Genomic DNA, 21,613 nt, shown 5'->3' with positions numbered 1-21,613 from the left:
ATGATATATGAATTAGAGTTCGAGCGTCCCGTAACGGACCTGAAAAATAAGATTAAAGAGCTGAAGGCACTAACGAAAGACGCTGACGTGGATCTTACGGCTGAAATCGAAACGCTGGAAAAACGCTTGGAAAAGCTGGAAGTGGATATTTACGACCATTTGAAGCCATGGGATCGAGTCCAGATCGCCCGGCACCCGGCCCGTCCGACCACGCTTGATTACATCCCATTATTATTCAATGATTTCATCGAGTTTCATGGTGACCGGTATTATGGGGACGATGAAGCGATTGTTGCTGGCATTGCACAATTCGATGGCCGTGCCGTGACCGTAATTGGTCATCAACGCGGCAAGGATACGAAGGAGAATATCCGCCGTAACTTTGGCATGCCTCATCCGGAAGGCTATCGAAAAGCGCTGCGCTTGATGAAACAAGCCGAAAAGTTCAATCGGCCGATTATTTGCTTCATCGACACGAAGGGGGCATTCCCTGGTAAAGCTGCCGAAGAACGCGGCCAAAGTGAAGCCATTGCAAAGAACCTTTTTGAAATGGCGGGGCTTAAGGTTCCGGTCATCAGCATTGTCATCGGTGAAGGGGGAAGTGGCGGTGCCTTGGCACTTGGAGTTGGAGATCGGATCTTCATGCTGGAGAATTCAACATACTCCGTCATTTCTCCTGAAGGTGCTGCTGCGTTATTATGGAAGGATGCTTCCCAAGCTAAACGAGCTGCTGAATCGATGCAGATCACGGCTCCTGACTTGAATCGCTTAGGGGTCATTGATGAAATCATTCCGGAAGTCAAGGGCGGCGCCCACAGGGATGCAAATGTTCAGGCTGAAGCCATCAAGGAAACCCTGAAACGTTCCTTCACTGAGCTCCTTCCATTGAAAAGTGAGGATCTCATCAACCAACGTTACATGAAATTCAAACAAATCGGTGAATATGAATTTGCAAAGCAACCTGGGGAAAAACCTGAGGAAGTAAAACAGCATTCATAAACTGTAAAGGGAAAAACGTGCTGCCCAGGGCAACACGTTTTTTCAGCCTTTCATACGGGGCCAATGCATCGCATGCCCTTCCGCTAAAGCTAGATGTTTGTATGAAGAATGTAAAGATTTACGCCATTTTACTTCAATTTCTGTACAGAATCGGTTAGTCTAATAACATCAAGTAACCATAAGTTGAAATAGTTACTGCTTATTGAAGCTTGAAAAAGGGTACAATGGTATATATGGGCTTAAATTTGATTAGTGTAGTAGAGAGGTGACATTTATGAAAAGAATCGGTGTATTGACAAGCGGAGGAGATTCTCCAGGTATGAATGCGGCAGTCCGTGCGGTTGTCCGGAAAGGCATTTTTCATGAAATGGAGGTCTTCGGGATTTATCATGGCTATCAGGGCCTGATCAATGGCGACATAAGGCAGCTTGAACTTGGGTCTGTCGGTGATATCATCCATCGCGGGGGGACGATGCTACATACAGCTCGCTGTCTGGATTTCAAGACAGAAGAGGGCCAATTAAAAGCGATAGAACAATTGAATAAATTTGGGATCGAGGGCCTTGTCGTAATTGGCGGCGATGGTTCATACATGGGAGCCAAGGCATTAACTGAAAGGGGCTTTCCTTGTATAGGCGTTCCCGGAACGATCGATAATGACATACCTGGGACAGACTTTACGATCGGTTTCGATACGGCTCTGAATACCGTCATCGATGCCATCGATAAAATTCGCGATACGGCGACCTCTCATGAACGGACTTATGTCGTCGAAGTAATGGGAAGAAATGCCGGAGACATTGCACTATGGGCCGGGCTGGCCGGAGGAGCGGAAACAATTCTTTGCCCAGAGTATGATTATGATATGGATGATTTGGTCGGGAAGTTGAATCGCGGGCATGATCGCGGTAAAAAGCACAGCATTATCATCGTTGCTGAAGGCGTTGGAAGTGCTGTCGATGTTTCCAGGAAAATCGAGGAAAAAGCAGGCGTTGAAACACGAGTGACGGTCCTTGGCCATGTGCAGCGCGGCGGATCTCCTTCCGCTAACGACCGTGTCCTTGCAAGCAGGCTGGGCGCCAGGGCCGTGGAATTGCTATTGGAGGGCAAAGGAGGCAGGGCTGTAGGAATTGAACAGAACCGGCTTGTCGACTATGATATCATTGAAGTATTGGGTAAACAGCATACAATCGACAAGAAAATGTATGATTTATCATCCGAGCTATCCATCTAAAGCAATCAGTAATGACCAACGAACAGTTTAAAATAATTCGGTTTCATATATATAGAGACAAATTATACTATGCCCCTGTCTCCATGAGATGGACAGGCGGCGAGTTTTCCTAAAAGGAGGATCACACCATGCGAAAAACGAAGATTGTTTGTACGATCGGCCCCGCAAGTGAAAGTATCGAAAAGCTGGTTCAATTAATGGAAGCAGGGATGAATGTAGCTCGGCTAAATTTTTCTCACGGCAATCATGAAGAACATGCCGCTAGGATCACCAACATAAGGGAGGCTAGCGAAAAATCAGGTAAACAGGTAGCCATCCTGTTGGATACAAAAGGTCCTGAAATACGCACCAATAACATGGAGAACGATTCCATGGAGCTGGTAGCCGGTAACGAAGTCATCATTTCCATGACCGAGGTGCTTGGAACGCCAGAGAAATTCTCCATTACTTATGAAGGACTGCTTCATGATGTCCATACCGGCTCCAAAATCCTTTTGGATGACGGTCTGATCGGTCTTGAAGTCTTGAAGATTGATGAAGGAAAGAAAGAAATCCGCACGAAAATATTGAACAGCGGTACCCTTAAGAACAAAAAAGGCGTCAATGTGCCGGGCGTTTCAGTGAATCTGCCGGGAATCACGGAGAAAGACGAACAGGATATCTTGTTTGGAATCGAACAGGGTATCGATTTTGTTGCGGCATCATTTGTACGCAGAGCATCCGATGTTCTCGAAGTGCGTGAATTACTGCAGCAAAACGGGGCAGAACATATTCAGATCATTCCAAAAATCGAAAACCAAGAAGGCGTAGACCGTCTTGATGAAATCCTCGAAGTTTCAGATGGCTTGATGGTGGCCCGTGGCGACCTAGGCGTGGAAATCCCAGCTGAAGAAGTGCCGCTAGTCCAAAAGCAAATGATCAAGAAATGCAACAACGCCGGGAAACCAGTGATTACGGCTACACAAATGCTTGATTCCATGCAGCGTAACCCAAGGCCGACACGTGCTGAAGCAAGTGATGTCGCCAATGCCATCTTTGATGGAACGGATGCCATCATGCTTTCAGGAGAAACAGCAGCAGGCACTTATCCTGTTGAAGCAGTGCAAACGATGCATAACATTGCATCACGTGCTGAAACGGCGCTTAATTATCGGAATATATTATCAATCAGAAGTAAAGTGAACCGCCATAATGTTACTGATGCCATCGGTCAGTCGGTTGCCCATACTGCACTCAATCTCAATGCAGGAGCGATCATCACACCTACGGAAAGCGGCCATACGGCAAGGATGATCTCTAAATATCGCCCGAAAGCACCAATCATCGCGGTTACATCCAATGAACATGTATCCAGAAGCCTTGCATTGGCTTGGGGAGTTTATCCGCAAATCGGACCTAAGGCGACGACTACGGATGAAATGCTCCAAACGGCAATCGATGAAAGCTTGCATTCCGGATTGGTATCACATGGAGACTTAGTGGTCATAACTGCCGGTGTACCTGTCGGTGAAACAGGCACGACCAATTTGATGAAGATCCACGTGTTGGGGGATGTTCTTTTAAAGGCGCAAGGAATCGGCAGGAGATCCGCAAAAGGTCAAGTGGTCATCGCCAAGAATGCCAAGGAAGCCTTGGAAAAAGTAACAGAAGGCTCTGTACTGGTTACGATCGGCTCCGATCGCGATATGATGCCGGCCATTGAGAAATGTGCGGCCTTGATTACCGAAGAAGGCGGATTGACAAGCCATGCCGCTGTCGTAGGCGTCACTTTGGGCATACCTGTCATCGTTGGTGCTGAAGACGCGACCAAAACCTTCAAGGATGGACAAAGAGTAACCGTCGATTCAGGCCGTGGCGTCATTTATGATGGACATGCTAACGTTTTATAGAATGAAAATTTGGCTCATTCCGCGCCAATGATGTAAGATGGGTGTACCGTACCAGAAATGGGCTGTGCAGGAGGAAAAAAGTAAATGAGATATTTTTTATTGTTTATCATTGCGATGCCGGTCGTTGAAATTATCGTCCTATTGCTGTCAGGCAAGGTGATTGGCTTTTGGCCTACGTTGTTCCTGATCATAGGCACGGGTTTAATCGGTGCCTATCTTGCCAAAAAGCAAGGAATGGAAACCTGGAGAAAGGCACAGGAACAGATTCGTTATGGAATGATGCCTGGAAATGAAATCATCGATGGGATCTGCATTTTCATCGGGGCCGCCCTGCTGCTGTCCCCGGGACTCATCTCGGATATCGCGGGCTTGATCCTAGTGTTTCCGCCAACCCGGAATCTCCTCAAGCCGATTGTCATCCGGTTTCTCATGAACAGGATGAACAAAGGAAAAGTCACCATCATTCGCCATAAATAATATAAGGCTGTTTAAAGGCTCATGCTTTTAAACAGCCTTTTTATTTTGGGGAAATTGAGATTGATGAAGCATCCCGGAGTGATCCCGTGGTGTTTTTTTTCGGCTCTTTTCGTAAAGGTTGTCGTTTTTAAAACGAAATTAATCACACCGCATTACTTGGTAAGCAACAAAGGATGCGAAAACTGCCTTTTTTCATGAGATGTTATCGTGCTCTGTTACAATACAAAAATTCTCATGGCAGTGGCTGGATCGTATCAAGTAAGGCGGATAAAACATTGATATGACAGGCTTTATTTACCTTGTTCTCTTTTTTCTGAATTTTTTAGAAAAAACTGGTGACAAAATTATACAACGTGTTATATAATACAAACAGGAAATAAAACAACTGTATTATAACATAAGGAAGTTGGAAAGGAAGTGGAGAAGCAACATGATTACGGAAGCAAAAGGCTTACAAATTACAGGCAACATTAAGCCGGGATATGAACAAATACTTACAGCGGAAGCTCTTCAATTCATAGAAAGAATTGAGCGGCATTTTAGTGAAAGAAGGAAGGAATTGCTGGCACGGCGCTTGAGCATCCAAGAAGGATTGAATCAAGGCAAGCTTCCTGATTTCCTTGACGAAACGAAGCATGTTCGTGAAAGTGATTGGACCATTGCTCCGCTCCCGCACGACCTGCAAGACCGCAGGGTTGAAATTACCGGACCGGTCGATCGCAAGATGATCATCAATGCCTTGAATTCTGGTGCCAATGTTTTTATGGCTGACTTTGAAGATGCCAATTCACCGACTTGGGAAAACTGCCTGGATGGCCAGCTGAATTTGCGCGATGCCATCAATGGCACGATTTCATTTGAAAATGCAAAGGGGAAAGTATACGAATTAAAAGGAAAGACAGCTGTACTGAAGGTAAGGCCCCGAGGCTGGCATTTGGAAGAAAAGCATGTTCTTTTGGATGGACAGCCAATATCAGCCAGCATCTTTGACTTTGGTCTTTATTTCTACCACAACGCACAAGCATTGATGGAAAAACGAAGCGGCCCGTATTTCTACCTGCCAAAAATGGAAAGCCATCTGGAAGCAAGACTATGGAATGATATATTCGTATATGCACAGAACGATTTGAGGATCCCGCAAGGAACCATCAAGGCAACGGTGTTGATAGAAACGATTCTTGCTGCATTCGAAATGGACGAAATTCTGTACGAGCTGAAAGAGCATTCGGCTGGACTGAACTGCGGACGCTGGGATTATATCTTTAGTTTCCTCAAAAAATTCCGTCACTCGGATGATGTCATCTTCCCTGATCGCATGCAAGTCACGATGACAGTACCGAACATGAGGGCGTATTCTTTACTGGCGATCAAGACATGCCACCGTCGGAATGCTCCGGCAATCGGCGGAATGGCCGCACAAATCCCGGTAAAAAATGATCCAGTCAAGAATGATGAGGCTTTTGCGAAAGTCCGGGCCGATAAGGAGCGGGAGGCAAGGGACGGTCATGATGGAACATGGGTGGCGCATCCCGGGATGGTAAGTACGGCAAAAGAGGTGTTTGATTTGCTGGTTCCAAAACCGAATCAAATTCACCGGAAACGTGAAGATGTCGAAGTAACGGCCCGACAGTTACTCGAAGTACCCGAAGGAACCATCACGGAGGCAGGATTAAGGACGAACATTAATGTGGGCATCCAATATATCGCTTCTTGGTTAAGCGGAAGAGGGGCAGCGCCCATCAATAACTTAATGGAAGATGCAGCAACGGCTGAAATTTCAAGAGCTCAAGTTTGGCAGTGGATCCGTCATCCAAAAGGGATTCTCGATGATGGCAGGAACATAGACGAGACATTATTCCGCCAAATCAAAGAAGAGGAATTGGCATCCATAAGATCCGAGGTAGGCGAAGAAGTCTTCCAAACAGGAAAGTTCACAGAAGCTACTAGACTATTCGAAGAATTGATCGAAGCGGATGAGTTTGCTGATTTCTTGACCAATCCGGCATACGAACAATTATCTTAATTTTTAAAATAATCATATAAAACAGGAGGAAATGACTATGACGAACGAAAGAGCGCAACAACTACAACAAAGCTGGGAAAACGACTCACGGTGGACTGGGATTAAACGTCCTTATACGGCCGAAGAAGTGATTAAATTAAGAGGCTCCATCGATATCGAACAAACCTTGGCCCGCCGCGGATCAGAGAAACTATGGAATCTATTGAAAACCGAGGATTTCATCCATGCATTGGGGGCGTTGACTGGCAACCAGGCCATGCAGCAGGTGAAGGCTGGTTTAAAAGCGATTTACCTTAGTGGATGGCAAGTGGCAGCCGATGCCAACATTGCCGGGCAAATGTATCCCGATCAAAGCTTATATCCGGCCAACTCTGTGCCGCAAGTAGTGAAACGCATTAATCAGACACTTCAGCGTGCAGATCAAATCAGCTTTGCTGAAGGCAAGGATGATATCGATTGGTTCGCTCCAATCGTGGCGGATGCTGAAGCTGGTTTTGGAGGAGCCCTTAATGTCTTCGAATTGATGAAAGGGATGATCGAAGCCGGAGCGTCCGGCGTCCACTTTGAAGACCAGCTTTCCTCCGAGAAAAAATGCGGTCACCTGGGCGGCAAGGTCCTTCTTCCGACACAAACGGCCGTACGTAATTTGGTTTCCGCCCGTTTGGCAGCGGACGTAATGGGAACACCGACCATCTTAATTGCCCGTACGGATGCAGATGCGGCCGATTTGATTACCGATGATATCGATCCGGTGGATGCGCCATTCATTACAGGCGAAAGAACACCAGAAGGATTCTACCGCACGAATGCAGGGCTGGACCAGGCCATTGCACGCGGCTTGGCATATGCACCATATGCCGACCTGATCTGGTGCGAAACCTCGGAGCCTAATCTAGCGGATGCACGCCGCTTTGCGGAAGCGATCCATGCCGAGTTCCCTGGAAAACTGCTGGCTTACAATTGTTCGCCATCATTCAACTGGAAAGCGAAATTAAGTGATGAAGAAATTGCCAGCTACCAAGTGGAATTGGGTAAATTGGGTTACAAATTCCAATTCGTAACACTTGCAGGCTTCCACTCATTGAATCACAGCATGTTCAACCTGGCTCTAGGTTATAAAGAACGCGGTATGGCTGCATACTCTGAATTGCAGCAAGCTGAGTTCGCCAGTGAACCTGATGGCTATACAGCAACACGTCATCAACGTGAAGTGGGAACAGGTTACTTCGATGAAGTGGCACAGGTCGTTTCAGGGGGAACCTCATCGACGACGGCACTTGCAGGTTCTACGGAAGCAGAGCAATTCGAAACTACGAAATAAGTCTGCACATAAAAAAAATCCGCCTCCATCCGAGGCGGTTTTTTTATGATATCAGGAGAATGCTATCCTATATAGAGATGTCCTTATGTGGTTTTTTTTGTATCCGTGCCGATGATGAAACTCCAAATGGCCTTGAAGACATGGGCACGCTGAAGTGTATTGTATATCACGAGTGCGACAGGGCCTGCTATCAGTCCTAGGAACCCGATCAACTTGAAGCCGATGAACAGGGCGATGAGAGTGGCAAGCGGATCAAGACCGATGCTGGAAGAGAGAACCTTTGGCTCTATCAATTGGCGCTGGACGACGACGATTATGTAAAGCACGGACAAACCGATGGCAAGGCTCGTATTTCCAACGATGAACTCGAATATGATCCACGGGATGAAGATGGTGCCCGTCCCTAAATAAGGAATGATATCGACCAAGCCGCAAATCAAGGCAATCGTGATCGAATAGTTCACCCCTAAAATGAGAAACCCGATCAAAATCGTCACCGTGGTCAATGAAACAAGTGTGAATTGAGCACGGATGAAGCCGAATAAGGCTCGTTTCAAGTCCCGGAACAAGCGCTTGGCTCCAGAGAAAATCTTATCGGGCAGCACCTTGCCAGTCATCCTACCGAAGGCGTCCCAATCCTTACTGATGAAGAAAGTGCCGAGCAGCGTAAACAGGAGGGCAGTTGCAGTGGTTGGGAACCAGCCGATGATCGTTGGAATGTTTTTCAAGATGGTTTGAATGAATCCGCTAACTCCTGTTGTGATGGATTCACCGATATTCTGGATATTCTTGAGGACGGTATCTTGTTGGTCGACATCCAAATTATTGAACATCGCTGCGATTTGGTTGTATAACGGGATGATGGTGGTGGCGATATAAGACTCTATATAATCAACGATTGTTTCGATATGTTCAGGTATGACTCCTGCAAGGTAATTGGTACCGGATATGATCTCGGTAACCAGCAAGGTGATGAGTCCCGCAAATATCAGAAAAATGATGAAGAGGGAAACGAATACAGCAAAACCCCGTGGTAACCTGCCTTTCTTTTCGAAGAAAGTGACAAGCGGATTCATCAAGAATGCGATTACCATCGCAATGATGAATGGATATGTATATTTGGACAAATAAAATAACGCAATTCCGCCAAAAATCACTCCGCCGATGACGAGTAAAAAGCGAATGAAGCGATACACATAAACTGGATTCAAATCATATCCTCCTTCTATCATAAAGTTTGTATTATAATTGTAACGAGAATGGAAATGAAAGGAAAGATTCTTTCGTCCTTCGTTGCAACTTTTTCCCCCACTGATTGTTCAACTTACGAGGAAAGAGGAAAGTTTGCTATGTTAAAATAACAATAAAAGAAGAATGGAGTCGAAGATTTAATGGTATACGGACCAATTGCGTTTTTAATATTACTTGCAGCAATCGGCTGGTTCGGAAAAAATACGTCGCTGATCATGGCTGCCTGTTTCCTTTTGATCATGAAAGTGGTGGGTCTCGACGCTAAGGTTTTTCCTTATTTGGAGGCGAAAGGAATCAATCTGGGGGTCACGATCATCACCATTTCCGTACTGATACCCATAGCGAATGGAGCAATTGGATTCAAGGAGCTCGGCGATGCAGTTAAATCCCCGTATGCCTGGATTGCGCTTGCATCAGGGATAGCGGTCGCACTTATAGCGAAAAATGGGATTACACTTTTGTCACATGACCCGCACATCACCACGGCCCTTGTTTTTGGGACAATTCTTGCGGTCGCCTTATTCAAGGGAGTTGCTGTTGGTCCGTTAATAGGGGCCGGCATAGCTTATTTATGCATGCAGATCTTCAATTTCTTCAAATGAAGAAGGGGGTGAATGAGCATAAAATCCCCCCCGTTTTGAAAAGGGGAATCTTCTAGTTAATGTTTCATTTATTCTGCTTGGTAACGGATTTTTCAAAAAACGTTCGGGGACCGCTTTGGAAATGCAAGAGAATAAGTAGCTAATTCTTCTGATAAAATAATAATTTTTTCACATTTTAAGTGCTTTTCATTCCCAAAAAAGTGTTTATTGTTTATAATAATGATGTAACTGCTCAGGATTATTCAATTGGGATTCAGAATATCCATGATATTTCAGAGGAATCTTAAAGAAATGCAATTATTGAGCAAGCGCTCACTAGGAACGGCTGCAAGCATTAAATTTTTAGATCTCATCTTAAGGTTTAGCGTGCATTTTACTATTATGGGGGTTCTGTTTCTGTGAACGCTTCCAACTTAAGATGTGTGTCTTCTGCAAAAAAATAGATGGTTGTAATCAATAGCTGATCTCTTGGAAGCGCTATATTTATACGCAATGAGCAAGGACATAGGGGAATACTCAGGAAAAGGAGAGATTTAGTATGACAGCAACAAAAGGTCTTGAAGGTGTGGTAGCAACAACTTCATCAGTAAGCTCCATCATCGATGATACATTGACGTATGTAGGTTATGACATCGACGATTTGGCTGCAAATGCAACATTTGAAGAAGTAATCTATCTATTATGGCACGGAGCTCTTCCGACTAAAAGCCAGTTAGAAGAATTAACTAAACAACTTGCTGAAAATGCTGAAATTCCAGCTGAAGTGGTTAATCATTTCAAAACTTACCCAATTGATAAAGTGCACCCGATGGGAGCTCTTCGCACAGCCGTTTCCCTACTTGGTCTATATGATGAAGAGGCAGATGTAATGAGTGAAGATGCCAACTATCGCAAAGCCATCCGCATCCAAGCTAAAATCCCTACTTTGGTAACAACTTTCGCTCGTATCCGTCAAGGAAAAGAATCGATTGCACCGCGTACAGATTTAAGCTTTGCTGCTAACTTCTTATATATGTTAAGCGGCAATGAACCGACAGCAATCGAAGAAGAAGCATTCAACAAAGCATTGGTCCTTCATGCCGACCATGAATTGAACGCTTCCACATTCACGGCACGTGTCTGTGTGGCAACATTATCCGATATCTATTCTGGCGTTACTTCTGCCCTTGGCGCGTTAAAAGGCCCGCTTCACGGCGGAGCTAACGAACAAGTCATGAAAATGCTTACGGAAATCGGTACCGTTGAAAATGTTGAGCCTTACATCAACGAAAAATTAGCCAATAAAGAAAAAATCATGGGCTTTGGCCACCGTGTATACCGTAAAGGCGATCCGCGTGCCAAGCACCTTAAAGAAATGTCCCAAAAATTGACGGAGCTTACTGGACAACCTCAATATTATGATATGTCCATTAAGATCAATGACATCGTAACCGGTCAAAAGAACCTTCCGCCAAACGTGGATTTCTATTCTGCTTCGGTATACCACAGTTTAGGTATCGAGCACGATCTATTTACGCCAATCTTTGCTGTAAGCCGCGCTTCTGGATGGATTGCCCATATCCTTGAGCAATATTCAAACAACCGTTTGATCCGTCCGCGTGCAGAGTATGTTGGACCAGGTATGCAAAAATACGTACCGATTGAAAAACGCTAAGTAAAAGTTTTTCGAAACATATTTTTATTTCATCAATTTTGTAGTAAATTAATAGATGTGACTAAAGAGGGTTAGTGGTGCTGCCAGCTTTAATGGCGGACGATCTAACCTTTGAATTTGAATCGGAGGTAAGAGACATGACACAAAGCCAAAAAATCACAGTTACTAACGGTGCTCTTAACGTGCCAAACAACCCAATCGTTCCTTATATTGAGGGAGACGGAATCGGTCCTGATATCTGGGCGGCAGCTTCTCGCGTTTTGGATGCAGCAGTTGAAAAAGCTTACAATGGCGAAAAGAAAATCGAATGGAAAGAAGTTTTAGCCGGACAAAAAGCATTTGACCAAACAGGCGAATGGCTTCCGCAAGAAACTTTAGATGTCATCAACGAATATCTAATTGCCATTAAAGGACCTCTTACAACTCCAATCGGCGGCGGTATCCGTTCCTTGAACGTTGCATTGCGTCAAGTATTGGACTTATTCGTATGTCTTCGCCCGGTACGTTACTTTGAAGGTGTGCCTTCACCGGTTAAACGTCCAGAAGATACTGACATGGTCATCTTCCGTGAAAACACTGAAGATATCTATGCAGGCATCGAGTATGCAAAAGGTTCCGATGAAGCGAAGAAACTAATCGACTTCCTACAAACTGAATTCGGTGTTACAAACATCCGTTTCCCAGAAACTTCAGGTATCGGGATCAAACCGATTTCCGAAGAAGGAACAAAACGTCTTGTTCGCTCTGCACTTAACTATGCGATCAAAGAAGGCCGTAAATCATTAACGCTTGTGCATAAAGGGAACATCATGAAATTCACGGAAGGCGCATTCAAGACTTGGGGCTATGAAGTGGCTGAACAAGAATTCGCCGACAAAGTGTTCACATGGAACCAATATGACAAAATTAAAGACGCGGAAGGCACGGAAGCTGCTAACCAAGCACAATCCGCTGCTGAAGCTGAAGGAAAAATCATCGTTAAGGATTCCATTGCCGATATCTTCTTACAGCAAATCCTGACTCGCCCTAAAGAGTTTGATGTTGTTGCGACAATGAACTTGAACGGAGATTACATTTCAGATGCATTGGCTGCCCAAGTTGGCGGAATTGGTATCGCTCCAGGAGCAAATATCAACTACGAAACTGGACATGCCATTTTCGAAGCTACTCACGGAACGGCACCAAAATATGCTGGTCTTGATAAAGTGAACCCTTCTTCCGTACTTCTTTCAGGCGTTCTTTTACTTGAACACCTTGGCTGGAACGAAGCTGCGAACAGCATCACGAAATCAGTAGAACAAACAATTGCTTCTAAAGTTGTTACATATGACTTTGCCCGCCTAATGGAAGGTGCAACAGAAGTTAAATGTTCCGAGTTTGCTGACGAGCTTATCAAAAACCTTAAATAATAATCTTTGCCTATGATGCTTTCCGGAAAAGTTCCTACACGGGTTCTTTTCCGGAAGGCTTATATGTGTACATGAGGACGTTTGAAGTATTCCGAAAATTTCATGAATTCAAGGAGGAAATAACATGTCTAAACGTAAAAAGATCACAGTGGTCGGCGCAGGCTTCACTGGTGCTACAGCAGCCTTCCTGGCTGCTCAAAAAGAACTTGGCGATATCGTCTTGGTCGATATCCCGCAAGCTGAAAACCCTACAAAGGGCAAAGCGCTTGATATGGCGGAGGCGGGTCCCGTTCTGGGCTTCGACGCTAACATCAGCGGTACTTCCGATTATGAAGATACAGCCGGTTCCGACGTAGTCATCATCACTGCTGGTATTGCTCGTAAGCCAGGTATGAGCCGTGACGACTTAGTTCAAACCAACCAAAAAGTCATGAAATCCGTAACTAAAGAAGTGGTTAAACATTCTCCGGATACAACGATCATCGTTTTGACAAACCCAGTCGATGCCATGACGTATACCGTTTATAAAGAATCAGGTTTCCCCAAGGAACGTGTAATCGGACAATCAGGTGTTCTTGATACAGCCCGATTCCGCACCTTCGTTGCGCAGGAGTTGAACTTGTCCGTTAAAGATGTGACTGGCTTCGTACTGGGCGGACATGGGGATGATATGGTTCCCCTTGTACGTTATTCCTATGCTGGAGGCATTCCTTTGGAAACATTGATCGCCAAAGAGCGTTTGGATGCCATTGTGGCACGTACACGTACCGGCGGCGGGGAAATCGTAAACCTTCTTGGAAACGGCAGCGCTTATTATGCACCTGCTGCGGCTCTGGTGGAAATGGCTGAAGCGATCCTCAAAGACCAGCGCCGGGTTCTTCCTTCCATTGCCTATCTTGAAGGGGAATATGGATTCGAAGGAATCTACCTAGGTGTTCCGACTGTATTAGGTGCGAACGGCATTGAAAAAATCATCGAACTTGACTTGACTGATGACGAAAAAACGGCACTTTCGAAATCGGTTGAATCGGTCAAATCGGTCATGCAAGTTCTGCAGTAAGGGAACTGTAAAGCTTCCCTTCATCAAATTGCCCGGAAAATGGGGAGGAAGGCCATCATGCCTTTCTCTCCGTCCACGGGCAGTTTTTTTTATAGGCTCATTGGGGACAATGAAAAGGTGCAATGCGGCCGATGATTTTTTTATGTGTAAATTTCAGGTCATATTCTTTATAATGGAATTGGATGAGTAGACTGAAAACTTTCGGTCTATGGGGTAATACATATTGCAGGAGGATCTAATGTCAAAGAAAATTCTCGTAGTGGATGATGAACAATCGATCGTTACCTTACTTCAGTACAATCTGGAACAAGCAGGCTATACGGTGATCACGGCTTTGGATGGGGAAGAAGGCCTTCAGGCTGCTGTGGATGTACGTCCCGATTTAGTCGTATTGGATTTGATGCTGCCTAAAATGGACGGGCTTGAAGTTTGTAAACAGCTTCGCCAGCAGAAAATCAATACACCGATCTTGATGCTGACAGCCAAGGACGATGAATTTGACAAAGTGCTCGGACTTGAACTTGGGGCTGATGATTACTTAACGAAACCATTCAGTCCGCGGGAGGTCGTGGCAAGGATTAAGGCCATATTAAGAAGGGCGCAACTGCAAACCAATGGAAGTGACGCAGGTCAAGATCAGGAAGATGGTCTCTTAAAGTTGGGGGAATTGAAAGTGTTTCCTGATCGATACGAAGCATTCTTTGATGAACAGCAATTAGAATTGACTCCAAAGGAATTTGAATTACTTTTGTATCTGGCGAAGAATAAAGGCAGGGTTTTAACGAGGGACCAGTTGCTTAGTGCGGTCTGGAATTATGATTTTGCGGGGGATTCGCGAATCGTCGATGTGCATATTAGCCATCTGCGTGAAAAAATCGAGAACGATACAAAAAAACCTCTTTATATCAAAACGATCAGGGGCTTGGGCTATAAGCTTGAGGAGCCTAAAAAAGAATGACGACCTATCGTAAGAAGCTCCTGTTCACCCTCATCACGCTTGTGATGGTCGTCCTGATGGCCGTTGGCTTTTTATTGGGACATTTGTTCAAAAGCTATTATATTAAGACATTCAATGAACGTATACAAAATGAAACGTTTTTCATCTCTACATATATTCAGGAGCATGGGGGGATCGCCTCCTTTTTGGAAAAAGGGAAAACGGCAAAGCTGACGCCCCTCTTGGATTCGAACTTAACCATTCTCTCGAAGGATGGGGAAATATTATACGATTCGACTTCATCCAATGAGATACTCAAGAACCACGCAAATGTCCTTCGCGAAATTACGGTGGAAAAGGGGCGCGAGCAAGGGGAAGGGTATGAAGTCGTTGAAGGGGACGCCGACCTTCATTATTATTGGAAGACAGTTGAAAAGGACGGCGAGATTGAGGGATTTGTTGTTCATAGTAACGAAATCGAAGCCATTCATCAAGTGAATAAGCAAATGTGGCAAATCTTGATCATTTGTTTAGGGGTGGCCTTGATCATCATCCTCATGCTTGCCAGCAAAATCACTTCTTATTATACCCGGCCTATCGAGGAAGCGACGATGGCAGCCATTGAATTGGCCAAAGGAAATTATGAAACCCGGACATTGGAACGGCATTCGGATGAAACGGGAATGCTGACGACGTCCTTGAACATATTGGCAAGAAACCTGCAGGAAACCGAGATAGCGAGGGAAATGAACCAGGATCGGCTGGAAACGCTTGTTGAAAATATCGGGAGCGGTGTGCTGCTCATAGACAGTAAGGGCTATACCACCGTAATCAACCGGGAATTCAAAAAAAGCTTCCGTGTGGATGCCGCTACGTTTTTGTTTCAGGAATATTACTCGGTCATTCAAGATCAGGAAGTCATTTCGATCATCGAAGAGATTTTCCGAACCGAAAAAACGATAAAACGCCAGGTAAAGTTACCGCTTGCCATCGAACGCAAGCATTTTGAGATTTACGGTGCGCCGATCATAGGGAATCATGATGAATGGAAGGGGATCCTGCTCATTTTCCATGATATCACCGAATTGAAGCGGCTAGAGCAAATGCGCAAGGATTTCGTCGCCAATGTTTCCCATGAATTGAGAACACCGATCACTTCCATTAAGGGCTTTTCCGAAACATTGTTGGATGGGGCCTTAAAAGACGAAAAAACCTTGAAGCACTTTTTATCGATCATCTTGAAAGAAAGCGACCGGCTGCAAGAGCTCATTCAGGAGCTTTTGAATTTATCCAAGATGGAGCAGCAGGAATTCGTCCTGAAAGCAGGCGTTGTTGACATGACGAAAGTACTCGGCGAAATACAGGAGATGCTTATAGGGAAGCTGAAGCAGAAACAAGTATCTCTGGAAATTGATCCATCACGAAACCCGGTATTCGTTGAAGGGGAATCGGACAGGATTAAACAGGTGTTCATTAATTTGATAACGAATGCCTTGACCTATACGCCAAATGGCGGAAGGGTGTCAGTAAAGGTGCTTGAACGTGAGCAGACCGTCGACATTGCTGTTCAGGATAATGGAATCGGAATCGATGAAAAGGAACTGCCAAGGATTTTTGAAAGGTTTTACCGGATTGATAAGGCGAGAAGCCGTGATTCGGGCGGAACGGGGATTGGACTTGCAATCGTTAAGCACATCATTGAGGTTCATAAAGGGAAAATCAAGGTGGAAAGCACACCTGGGGCAGGCACGACCTTTACGGTGACGCTTAACAAAAGCTTGAAGGGGAAAATGTAAATTTACATAGCCTTTACAATTCCTTAAAATGGACTTCACAATGCCGGGGTACAATGGTTGCACAACCCCTCATCCAAGGAGTTATGCAAAAACAGAGACTAATGTCTCTGTTTTTTATTTTTGGCTCTATTTTCTCACTGGCATCGATTCCCCCATTTTTAATAAGGGAAATATTTCATTTTCATGAAACTTTAGGCCCTTTCTTGCGTAAATAAGATATAACCGCAAAGAAGGGGTGATACATATCATCAGTTTAAAAAGGATCTATACGATTACAGGACTTGTTATTCTTATATTAATTTTGGGGATTGTAGCGATATCGACCTGGTATACGGTCGATGAATCCGATCAGGCTGTCATCATGACGTTTGGTAAGGTGGAGGAGACGATCACGGAACCTGGACTTCACGTTAAACTGCCTTGGCCGATCCAATCGGTTGAGAAGCTATCGAAAGAAACGTTCAGCCTTAAGTTCGGATATAAGGAAGAGGACGGAGAGGTGAAGGATTACCCGAGCGAGACGAAAATGATTACGGGTGATGAAAATATCGTGCTGGCCGACCTGGTGGTTCAGTGGAAAATTACCGACCCTCCAAAATATCTATACAATGCAGATGATCCAGAAAAAATATTATATGATACCACTTCAGCTGCATTAAGGAGCATCATCGGCAGCACGAAAATCGATGATGCACTTACATCCGGCAAAGCGAAAATCGAAGCGGATGTACGGGAATTATTGACCCAGCTAATGGAAAAGTATGATGTCGGGATTTCCATTTCTGCTGTCAAGCTCCAGGATGTCGAGCTACCGAATGAAGAAGTGCGGAAGGCATTTACGAACGTGACCGATGCCCGTGAAACGGCCAATACGAAAAGAAACGAAGCCGATAAATATGAAAATAAGCGGATGAATGAAGCAGTAGGGGAAAAGGACGCTATCCTTTCGCAGGCCAACGGGGATAAAGCTGCCCGTACCGAGGCCGCCCGCGGCGATGTAGCTGTTTTTGAAAAGCTATATAGTGAATATAAAGGCAATAAGGGGATCACGAAGGACCGCCTTATCATTGAAACCCTGGAGGGCGTCCTGCCGAATGCCGAGATTTATATCATGAATGATGATGGAAATACGATGAAGTATTTGCCGCTTCGTTCCCTTGAAAAAGAGGAAACGAAAAAAGCGCCGGCATCCGAAGATCAGGCTTCCGATACTGAAACGAAAAATCAGAATCCAGCTGAAGAAAAAGCGGCAGGGCAAGGGGGCACAAAGCAATGAGCGGGAAAATAGTAGATTTCACTGAATTGAAAAAAGGAGACTTTCATTGGAGGGGCTATTTCAGGATTGGCATTTTCCTCATTATGTTAATCGTCCTGCTGCTGATCGTGTTCACCAATATCTACATCGTCAAAGAAGGAGAATATAAAGTCGTCCGTCAATTCGGGGAGGTTGTAAGGATCGATAAGACCCCGGGCTTAAAGGCGAAAGTGCCGTTCATCCAAAGCGTCATGACCTTGCCGAAGTACCAAATGAGCTCCGATGTATCCGAGGCGGAAATCAATACGAAAGATAAAAAACGGATGCTGATCGATAACTATGCTGTTTGGAGAATCGAAGACCCGAAGAAGCTGATTACAAATGCAAGGACGTTTGAAAATGCGGAAACGAAAATGGAGGAGTTCATCTATTCTGCTGTCCGTTCCGAGCTGGGCCGACTGAATTATGATGAAATCATCAATGATGAGAAGTCGTCCAGAGGAAGTTTGAATGACCGCATAACGGCAAAGGTCAACGAGCTGCTGCAAAATGACAATTATGGCATCAGCCTGACGGATGTTCGGATAAAAAGGACGGATTTGCCTGCAGAAAATGAAGCGTCCGTTTTCAAGAGAATGATTTCCGAGCGTGAATCGAAGGCGCAAGAGTACCTTTCCAAAGGTGATGCGGATAAAAATAGGATCATTGCGGATACGGATCGGAAGGTGAAGGAGCTGCTATCGACTGCCGAGGCGAATGCCGAAGTGATCAGGTCAGAAGGAGAAGGGGATGCGGCGAAAATCTACAACAAGTCGTTTTCCAAGGATCCCGAATTCTATAAATTGTACCGGACGCTTGAATCTTATAAAAAAACGATCGGAGATCAAACGGTCATCGTGCTCCCATCGGATTCACCGTATGCAAGCTTGTTAATGGGAAATACAAAATAACCGCATAGCCGTCATTTTTCTTTCCGCTTCTACTCATGGTAGAATAGAGGGAGAAAATGAACGGCTTTTTTGCGCTTATGAATGGAAGCTGAACACTACATAAACCTGTTTGACTGGAGGAAGACGGATATGGAAAAAAAGTTAGTACTCATAGATGGAAATAGCATTGCCTACCGTGCATTTTTTGCGCTTCCGCTCCTGAATAATGATAAAGGGGTGCATACGAATTCCGTTTACGGATTCACGATGATGCTCAACCGCATACTCGCTGAGGAAAAACCGACACACATACTTGTAGCCTTCGATGCCGGCAAAACCACATTCAGGCATGCCGCATTCAAGGAATATAAGGGCGGGCGCCAAAAAACGCCGCCTGAATTGTCCGAGCAATTTCCCTTCATTCGCGAGCTGCTCGATTGCTTCCAAATAAAAAGGTATGAATTGGAGAATTACGAGGCGGATGATATCATCGGTACACTGTCGTTACAAGCAGAAAAAGATGGCTACGAGGTCAAAGTCATTTCCGGTGATAAGGATTTGACACAACTATCCTCCCCTAGCACGACGGTTTCGATCACGAAAAAGGGAATTACTGATATCGAGGAATATACGCCAAAGCATATCCATGAAAAATACGGACTATCCCCACTCCAAATCATCGATTTAAAAGGGCTGATGGGAGATGCCTCCGACAATATCCCTGGAATACCGGGAGTTGGCGAGAAGACCGCCCTTAAGCTATTGCACCAATTTGAAACGGTAGAAAACCTTCTTCAATCAATTGAGGAGGTAGGCGGGCAAAAATTGAAAGAGAAGATAGAGGAACATAAAGATTTGGCCCTTTTAAGCAAGGAGCTTGCCACGATAACGAGGGAAGCGCCGATTGAAGTTTCCCTGAATGAGACCGAGTACAGCGGGATGGATCAGGATCGGGTCATTTCATTTTATAAAGAGCTTGGCTTTTCGACCTTGCTCGAAAAGTTGGATGTGACGGAAAGTGTGCCGCTTGAGCAGGAAGAGATCGAGGTCAATTCGGCAGAAATGACAGAAGGGTTGTATGCGGATGAAAGTGCATTATATGTGGAAATTTTAGAAGACAATTATCATCGCGCCGACATCATCGGGATTGCCATAAGTAATGAGCATGGCCATTTCTACTTCCATGGGGAAAGTGCGTTGAACTCCGATGCATTCAAAGCCTGGGCGGAGGATGAAACGAAAAAGAAAACGGTTTTCGATGCGAAACGAACCGTTGTGGCACTCCGCCATCGGGGTGTCCAAATTAAAGGTATCGATTTCGATGTGTTTCTGGCTTCTTATATCCTGAATCCTGCGGAATCAGTGGACGAAGTGGCGGAAATCACAAAAACCCAAGGAGCGATACGTTTGGAAACCGATGACGCCTTCTATGGAAAAGGCGCCAAACGAATCATTCCTGCTGAAGCTGAATTGTGCGAGCATATTGCCCGAAAATCGAAGGCGATCTTTTCTTTGAAAGAACCAATGGTCGATAAGCTTCATGAGTTTGAGCAATACCATTTATTGACGGATCTTGAGCTGCCATTATCGATCATCCTGGCGAACATGGAATGGCAGGGCATAAAGGTGGATATCGGCCGCTTAAAAAATATGGGGCAGGAATTGGCTGGACGTTTAAGAACGATCGAAGCCAGGATCTTTGATCTGGCTGGCGAGGCTTTCAATATCAATTCACCCAAACAGCTCGGTGCCATCCTTTTTGAAAAATTGGAGCTTCCGGTCATGAAAAAAACGAAAACCGGTTATTCCACTTCTGCCGATGTGCTGGAAAAGCTGGAGAGCAAGCATGATATCGTAAAGGAAATATTGCTGTACCGCCAGCTTGGGAAGCTGCAATCCACATATATTGAAGGCTTGCTAAAAGTGGTCAATAACAAATCGGATAAGGTGCATACCCGTTTCAACCAAGCGCTGACCCAAACCGGCCGGCTAAGCTCGACAGATCCCAATCTGCAGAATATCCCGATCAGGCTGGAAGAAGGAAGGAAAATCAGGCAGGCCTTCATTCCATCCGAAAAAGATTGGATCATTTTCGCGGCTGACTATTCGCAAATCGAATTACGTGTGCTGGCACACATTGCCAATGACAGCGGTCTTGTGGAAGCATTCCAGGCCGGGATGGACATTCATACAAGAACGGCGATGGATGTGTTCCATGTATCGGCGGAGGAAGTCACATCGAACATGAGACGCCAAGCCAAAGCGGTCAACTTCGGCATTGTTTATGGTATAAGTGATTACGGGTTATCGCAAAGCTTGGGGATTACGAGAAAAGAAGCTGGGGAGTTCATCGAGAAGTATTTAAGAAGCTTTCCGGGTGTGCAGGAGTATATGGAAGAAAGCATACATGAAGCCCGACAAAAAGGATATAGCACGACCCTCATGCAAAGAAGGCGCTATATACCCGAGATTACGAGCAGGAATTTCAACATCAGGAGCTTTGCGGAACGTACGGCGATGAACACGCCGATTCAGGGAAGTGCCGCGGACATCATCAAGCTTGCGATGATCAATATGAACAAGCGCCTGATCGAGGAGGGGCTCAAGACGAGGATGCTCCTGCAGGTGCATGATGAATTGATTTTTGAAGCCCCGCCGGAGGAACTCGAAATCCTGAAGGTGATCGTTCCAGAGGAAATGGAAAATGCCATCGGATTGAACGTGCCTCTTAAAGTCGATTATGCCTACGGGCCAACATGGTTTGATGCCAAATAAGA

16 protein-coding genes are annotated in these 21,613 nt (G+C 45.2%); 15 read left to right on the top strand and 1 reads right to left on the bottom strand.

Annotated elements, in window-relative coordinates; translation table 11 throughout:
• The 6 genes from accA (at nucleotide 1) to aceA (ending at nucleotide 7,943) form a co-directional block, all read left to right on the top strand.
• Nucleotides 1–999, top strand: a complete 999-nt coding sequence (accA, locus tag QNI08_RS01440; RefSeq protein WP_285765644.1) for an acetyl-CoA carboxylase carboxyl transferase subunit alpha — start codon at nucleotides 1–3, stop codon at nucleotides 997–999.
• A gap of 274 nt (nucleotides 1,000–1,273) precedes the next feature.
• Complete coding sequence (gene pfkA / locus QNI08_RS01435) at nucleotides 1,274–2,233, top strand: 6-phosphofructokinase (RefSeq protein ID WP_285765643.1); 960 nt, start codon at nucleotides 1,274–1,276, stop codon at nucleotides 2,231–2,233.
• 128 nt (nucleotides 2,234–2,361) lie between these two features.
• Nucleotides 2,362–4,122, top strand: coding sequence for a pyruvate kinase (pyk, locus tag QNI08_RS01430; protein WP_285765642.1), 1,761 nt, complete (start codon nucleotides 2,362–2,364; stop codon nucleotides 4,120–4,122).
• 84 nt (nucleotides 4,123–4,206) lie between these two features.
• Nucleotides 4,207–4,599, top strand: a complete 393-nt coding sequence (locus QNI08_RS01425; RefSeq protein WP_285765641.1) for an FxsA family protein — start codon at nucleotides 4,207–4,209, stop codon at nucleotides 4,597–4,599.
• A gap of 430 nt (nucleotides 4,600–5,029) precedes the next feature.
• Entirely contained in the window at nucleotides 5,030–6,622 is a 1,593-nt protein-coding gene (gene aceB / locus QNI08_RS01420; protein WP_285765640.1) for a malate synthase A, read from the top strand.
• A gap of 37 nt (nucleotides 6,623–6,659) precedes the next feature.
• The gene (aceA, locus tag QNI08_RS01415) at nucleotides 6,660–7,943 is read left to right on the top strand and encodes an isocitrate lyase (protein ID WP_285765639.1); all 1,284 of its coding nucleotides are present in this window, start codon (nucleotides 6,660–6,662) and stop codon (nucleotides 7,941–7,943) included.
• An 83-nt stretch (nucleotides 7,944–8,026) separates the two neighbouring features.
• Here the strand turns inward: aceA and ytvI are convergent, their stop codons facing one another.
• On the bottom strand, nucleotides 8,027–9,154 hold the full coding sequence (ytvI, locus tag QNI08_RS01410; RefSeq protein ID WP_285765638.1) for a sporulation integral membrane protein YtvI: 1,128 nt from the start codon (nucleotides 9,152–9,154) through the stop codon (nucleotides 8,027–8,029).
• 180 nt (nucleotides 9,155–9,334) lie between these two features.
• On the opposite strand from ytvI, the gene QNI08_RS01405 reads away from it, so the two are divergent.
• From QNI08_RS01405 to polA, 9 genes are all read left to right on the top strand, one after another.
• Entirely contained in the window at nucleotides 9,335–9,796 is a 462-nt protein-coding gene (locus QNI08_RS01405; protein WP_285765637.1) for a DUF441 domain-containing protein, read from the top strand.
• Between the two features lie 538 nt (nucleotides 9,797–10,334).
• A complete protein-coding gene (gene citZ / locus QNI08_RS01400) occupies nucleotides 10,335–11,450 on the top strand; it encodes a citrate synthase (RefSeq protein WP_285765636.1) in 1,116 nt (371 codons plus the stop codon).
• A gap of 92 nt (nucleotides 11,451–11,542) precedes the next feature.
• A complete protein-coding gene (icd, locus tag QNI08_RS01395) occupies nucleotides 11,543–12,859 on the top strand; it encodes an NADP-dependent isocitrate dehydrogenase (RefSeq protein WP_285765872.1) in 1,317 nt (438 codons plus the stop codon).
• 124 nt (nucleotides 12,860–12,983) lie between these two features.
• Complete coding sequence (gene mdh, locus QNI08_RS01390; RefSeq protein ID WP_285765635.1) at nucleotides 12,984–13,919, top strand: malate dehydrogenase; 936 nt, start codon at nucleotides 12,984–12,986, stop codon at nucleotides 13,917–13,919.
• Between the two features lie 238 nt (nucleotides 13,920–14,157).
• Nucleotides 14,158–14,877, top strand: a complete 720-nt coding sequence (locus tag QNI08_RS01385) for a response regulator transcription factor (RefSeq protein ID WP_285765634.1) — start codon at nucleotides 14,158–14,160, stop codon at nucleotides 14,875–14,877.
• Nucleotides 14,874–16,652, top strand: coding sequence for a two-component system histidine kinase PnpS (pnpS, locus tag QNI08_RS01380; protein ID WP_285765633.1), 1,779 nt, complete (start codon nucleotides 14,874–14,876; stop codon nucleotides 16,650–16,652). Before QNI08_RS01385 ends, pnpS begins: the two co-directional genes overlap by 4 nt.
• 244 nt (nucleotides 16,653–16,896) lie before the next feature.
• The gene (hflK, locus tag QNI08_RS01375) at nucleotides 16,897–17,928 is read left to right on the top strand and encodes an FtsH protease activity modulator HflK (RefSeq protein WP_285765871.1); all 1,032 of its coding nucleotides are present in this window, start codon (nucleotides 16,897–16,899) and stop codon (nucleotides 17,926–17,928) included.
• Nucleotides 17,925–18,857: a protease modulator HflC gene (gene hflC / locus QNI08_RS01370; protein WP_285765632.1), complete on the top strand. Its 933-nt coding sequence runs from the start codon at nucleotides 17,925–17,927 to the stop codon at nucleotides 18,855–18,857. The genes hflK and hflC overlap by 4 nt, the downstream gene beginning before the upstream one ends.
• A gap of 129 nt (nucleotides 18,858–18,986) precedes the next feature.
• The gene (polA, locus tag QNI08_RS01365; RefSeq protein WP_285765631.1) at nucleotides 18,987–21,611 is read left to right on the top strand and encodes a DNA polymerase I; all 2,625 of its coding nucleotides are present in this window, start codon (nucleotides 18,987–18,989) and stop codon (nucleotides 21,609–21,611) included.
• The last annotated feature ends 2 nt before the right edge of the window (nucleotides 21,612–21,613 follow it).

Source organism: Peribacillus folii (assembly GCF_030271255.1).
GTDB lineage: Bacteria > Bacillota > Bacilli > Bacillales > DSM-1321 > Peribacillus.
This window is presented reverse-complemented; position numbering and strand designations above follow the sequence as displayed.

What these genes read in the sequence shown, in the direction of transcription:
- accA (WP_285765644.1), top strand. Translation starts at nt 1, where the DNA reads ATGATATATGAATTAGAGTTCGAGCGTCCCGTAACGGACCTGAAAAAT.
- pfkA (WP_285765643.1), top strand. Translation starts at nt 1,274, where the DNA reads ATGAAAAGAATCGGTGTATTGACAAGCGGAGGAGATTCTCCAGGTATG.
- pyk (WP_285765642.1), top strand. Translation starts at nt 2,362, where the DNA reads ATGCGAAAAACGAAGATTGTTTGTACGATCGGCCCCGCAAGTGAAAGT.
- QNI08_RS01425 (WP_285765641.1), top strand. Translation starts at nt 4,207, where the DNA reads ATGAGATATTTTTTATTGTTTATCATTGCGATGCCGGTCGTTGAAATT.
- aceB (WP_285765640.1), top strand. Translation starts at nt 5,030, where the DNA reads ATGATTACGGAAGCAAAAGGCTTACAAATTACAGGCAACATTAAGCCG.
- aceA (WP_285765639.1), top strand. Translation starts at nt 6,660, where the DNA reads ATGACGAACGAAAGAGCGCAACAACTACAACAAAGCTGGGAAAACGAC.
- QNI08_RS01405 (WP_285765637.1), top strand. Translation starts at nt 9,335, where the DNA reads ATGGTATACGGACCAATTGCGTTTTTAATATTACTTGCAGCAATCGGC.
- citZ (WP_285765636.1), top strand. Translation starts at nt 10,335, where the DNA reads ATGACAGCAACAAAAGGTCTTGAAGGTGTGGTAGCAACAACTTCATCA.
- icd (WP_285765872.1), top strand. Translation starts at nt 11,543, where the DNA reads ATGGCGGACGATCTAACCTTTGAATTTGAATCGGAGGTAAGAGACATG.
- mdh (WP_285765635.1), top strand. Translation starts at nt 12,984, where the DNA reads ATGTCTAAACGTAAAAAGATCACAGTGGTCGGCGCAGGCTTCACTGGT.
- QNI08_RS01385 (WP_285765634.1), top strand. Translation starts at nt 14,158, where the DNA reads ATGTCAAAGAAAATTCTCGTAGTGGATGATGAACAATCGATCGTTACC.
- pnpS (WP_285765633.1), top strand. Translation starts at nt 14,874, where the DNA reads ATGACGACCTATCGTAAGAAGCTCCTGTTCACCCTCATCACGCTTGTG.
- hflC (WP_285765632.1), top strand. Translation starts at nt 17,925, where the DNA reads ATGAGCGGGAAAATAGTAGATTTCACTGAATTGAAAAAAGGAGACTTT.
- polA (WP_285765631.1), top strand. Translation starts at nt 18,987, where the DNA reads ATGGAAAAAAAGTTAGTACTCATAGATGGAAATAGCATTGCCTACCGT.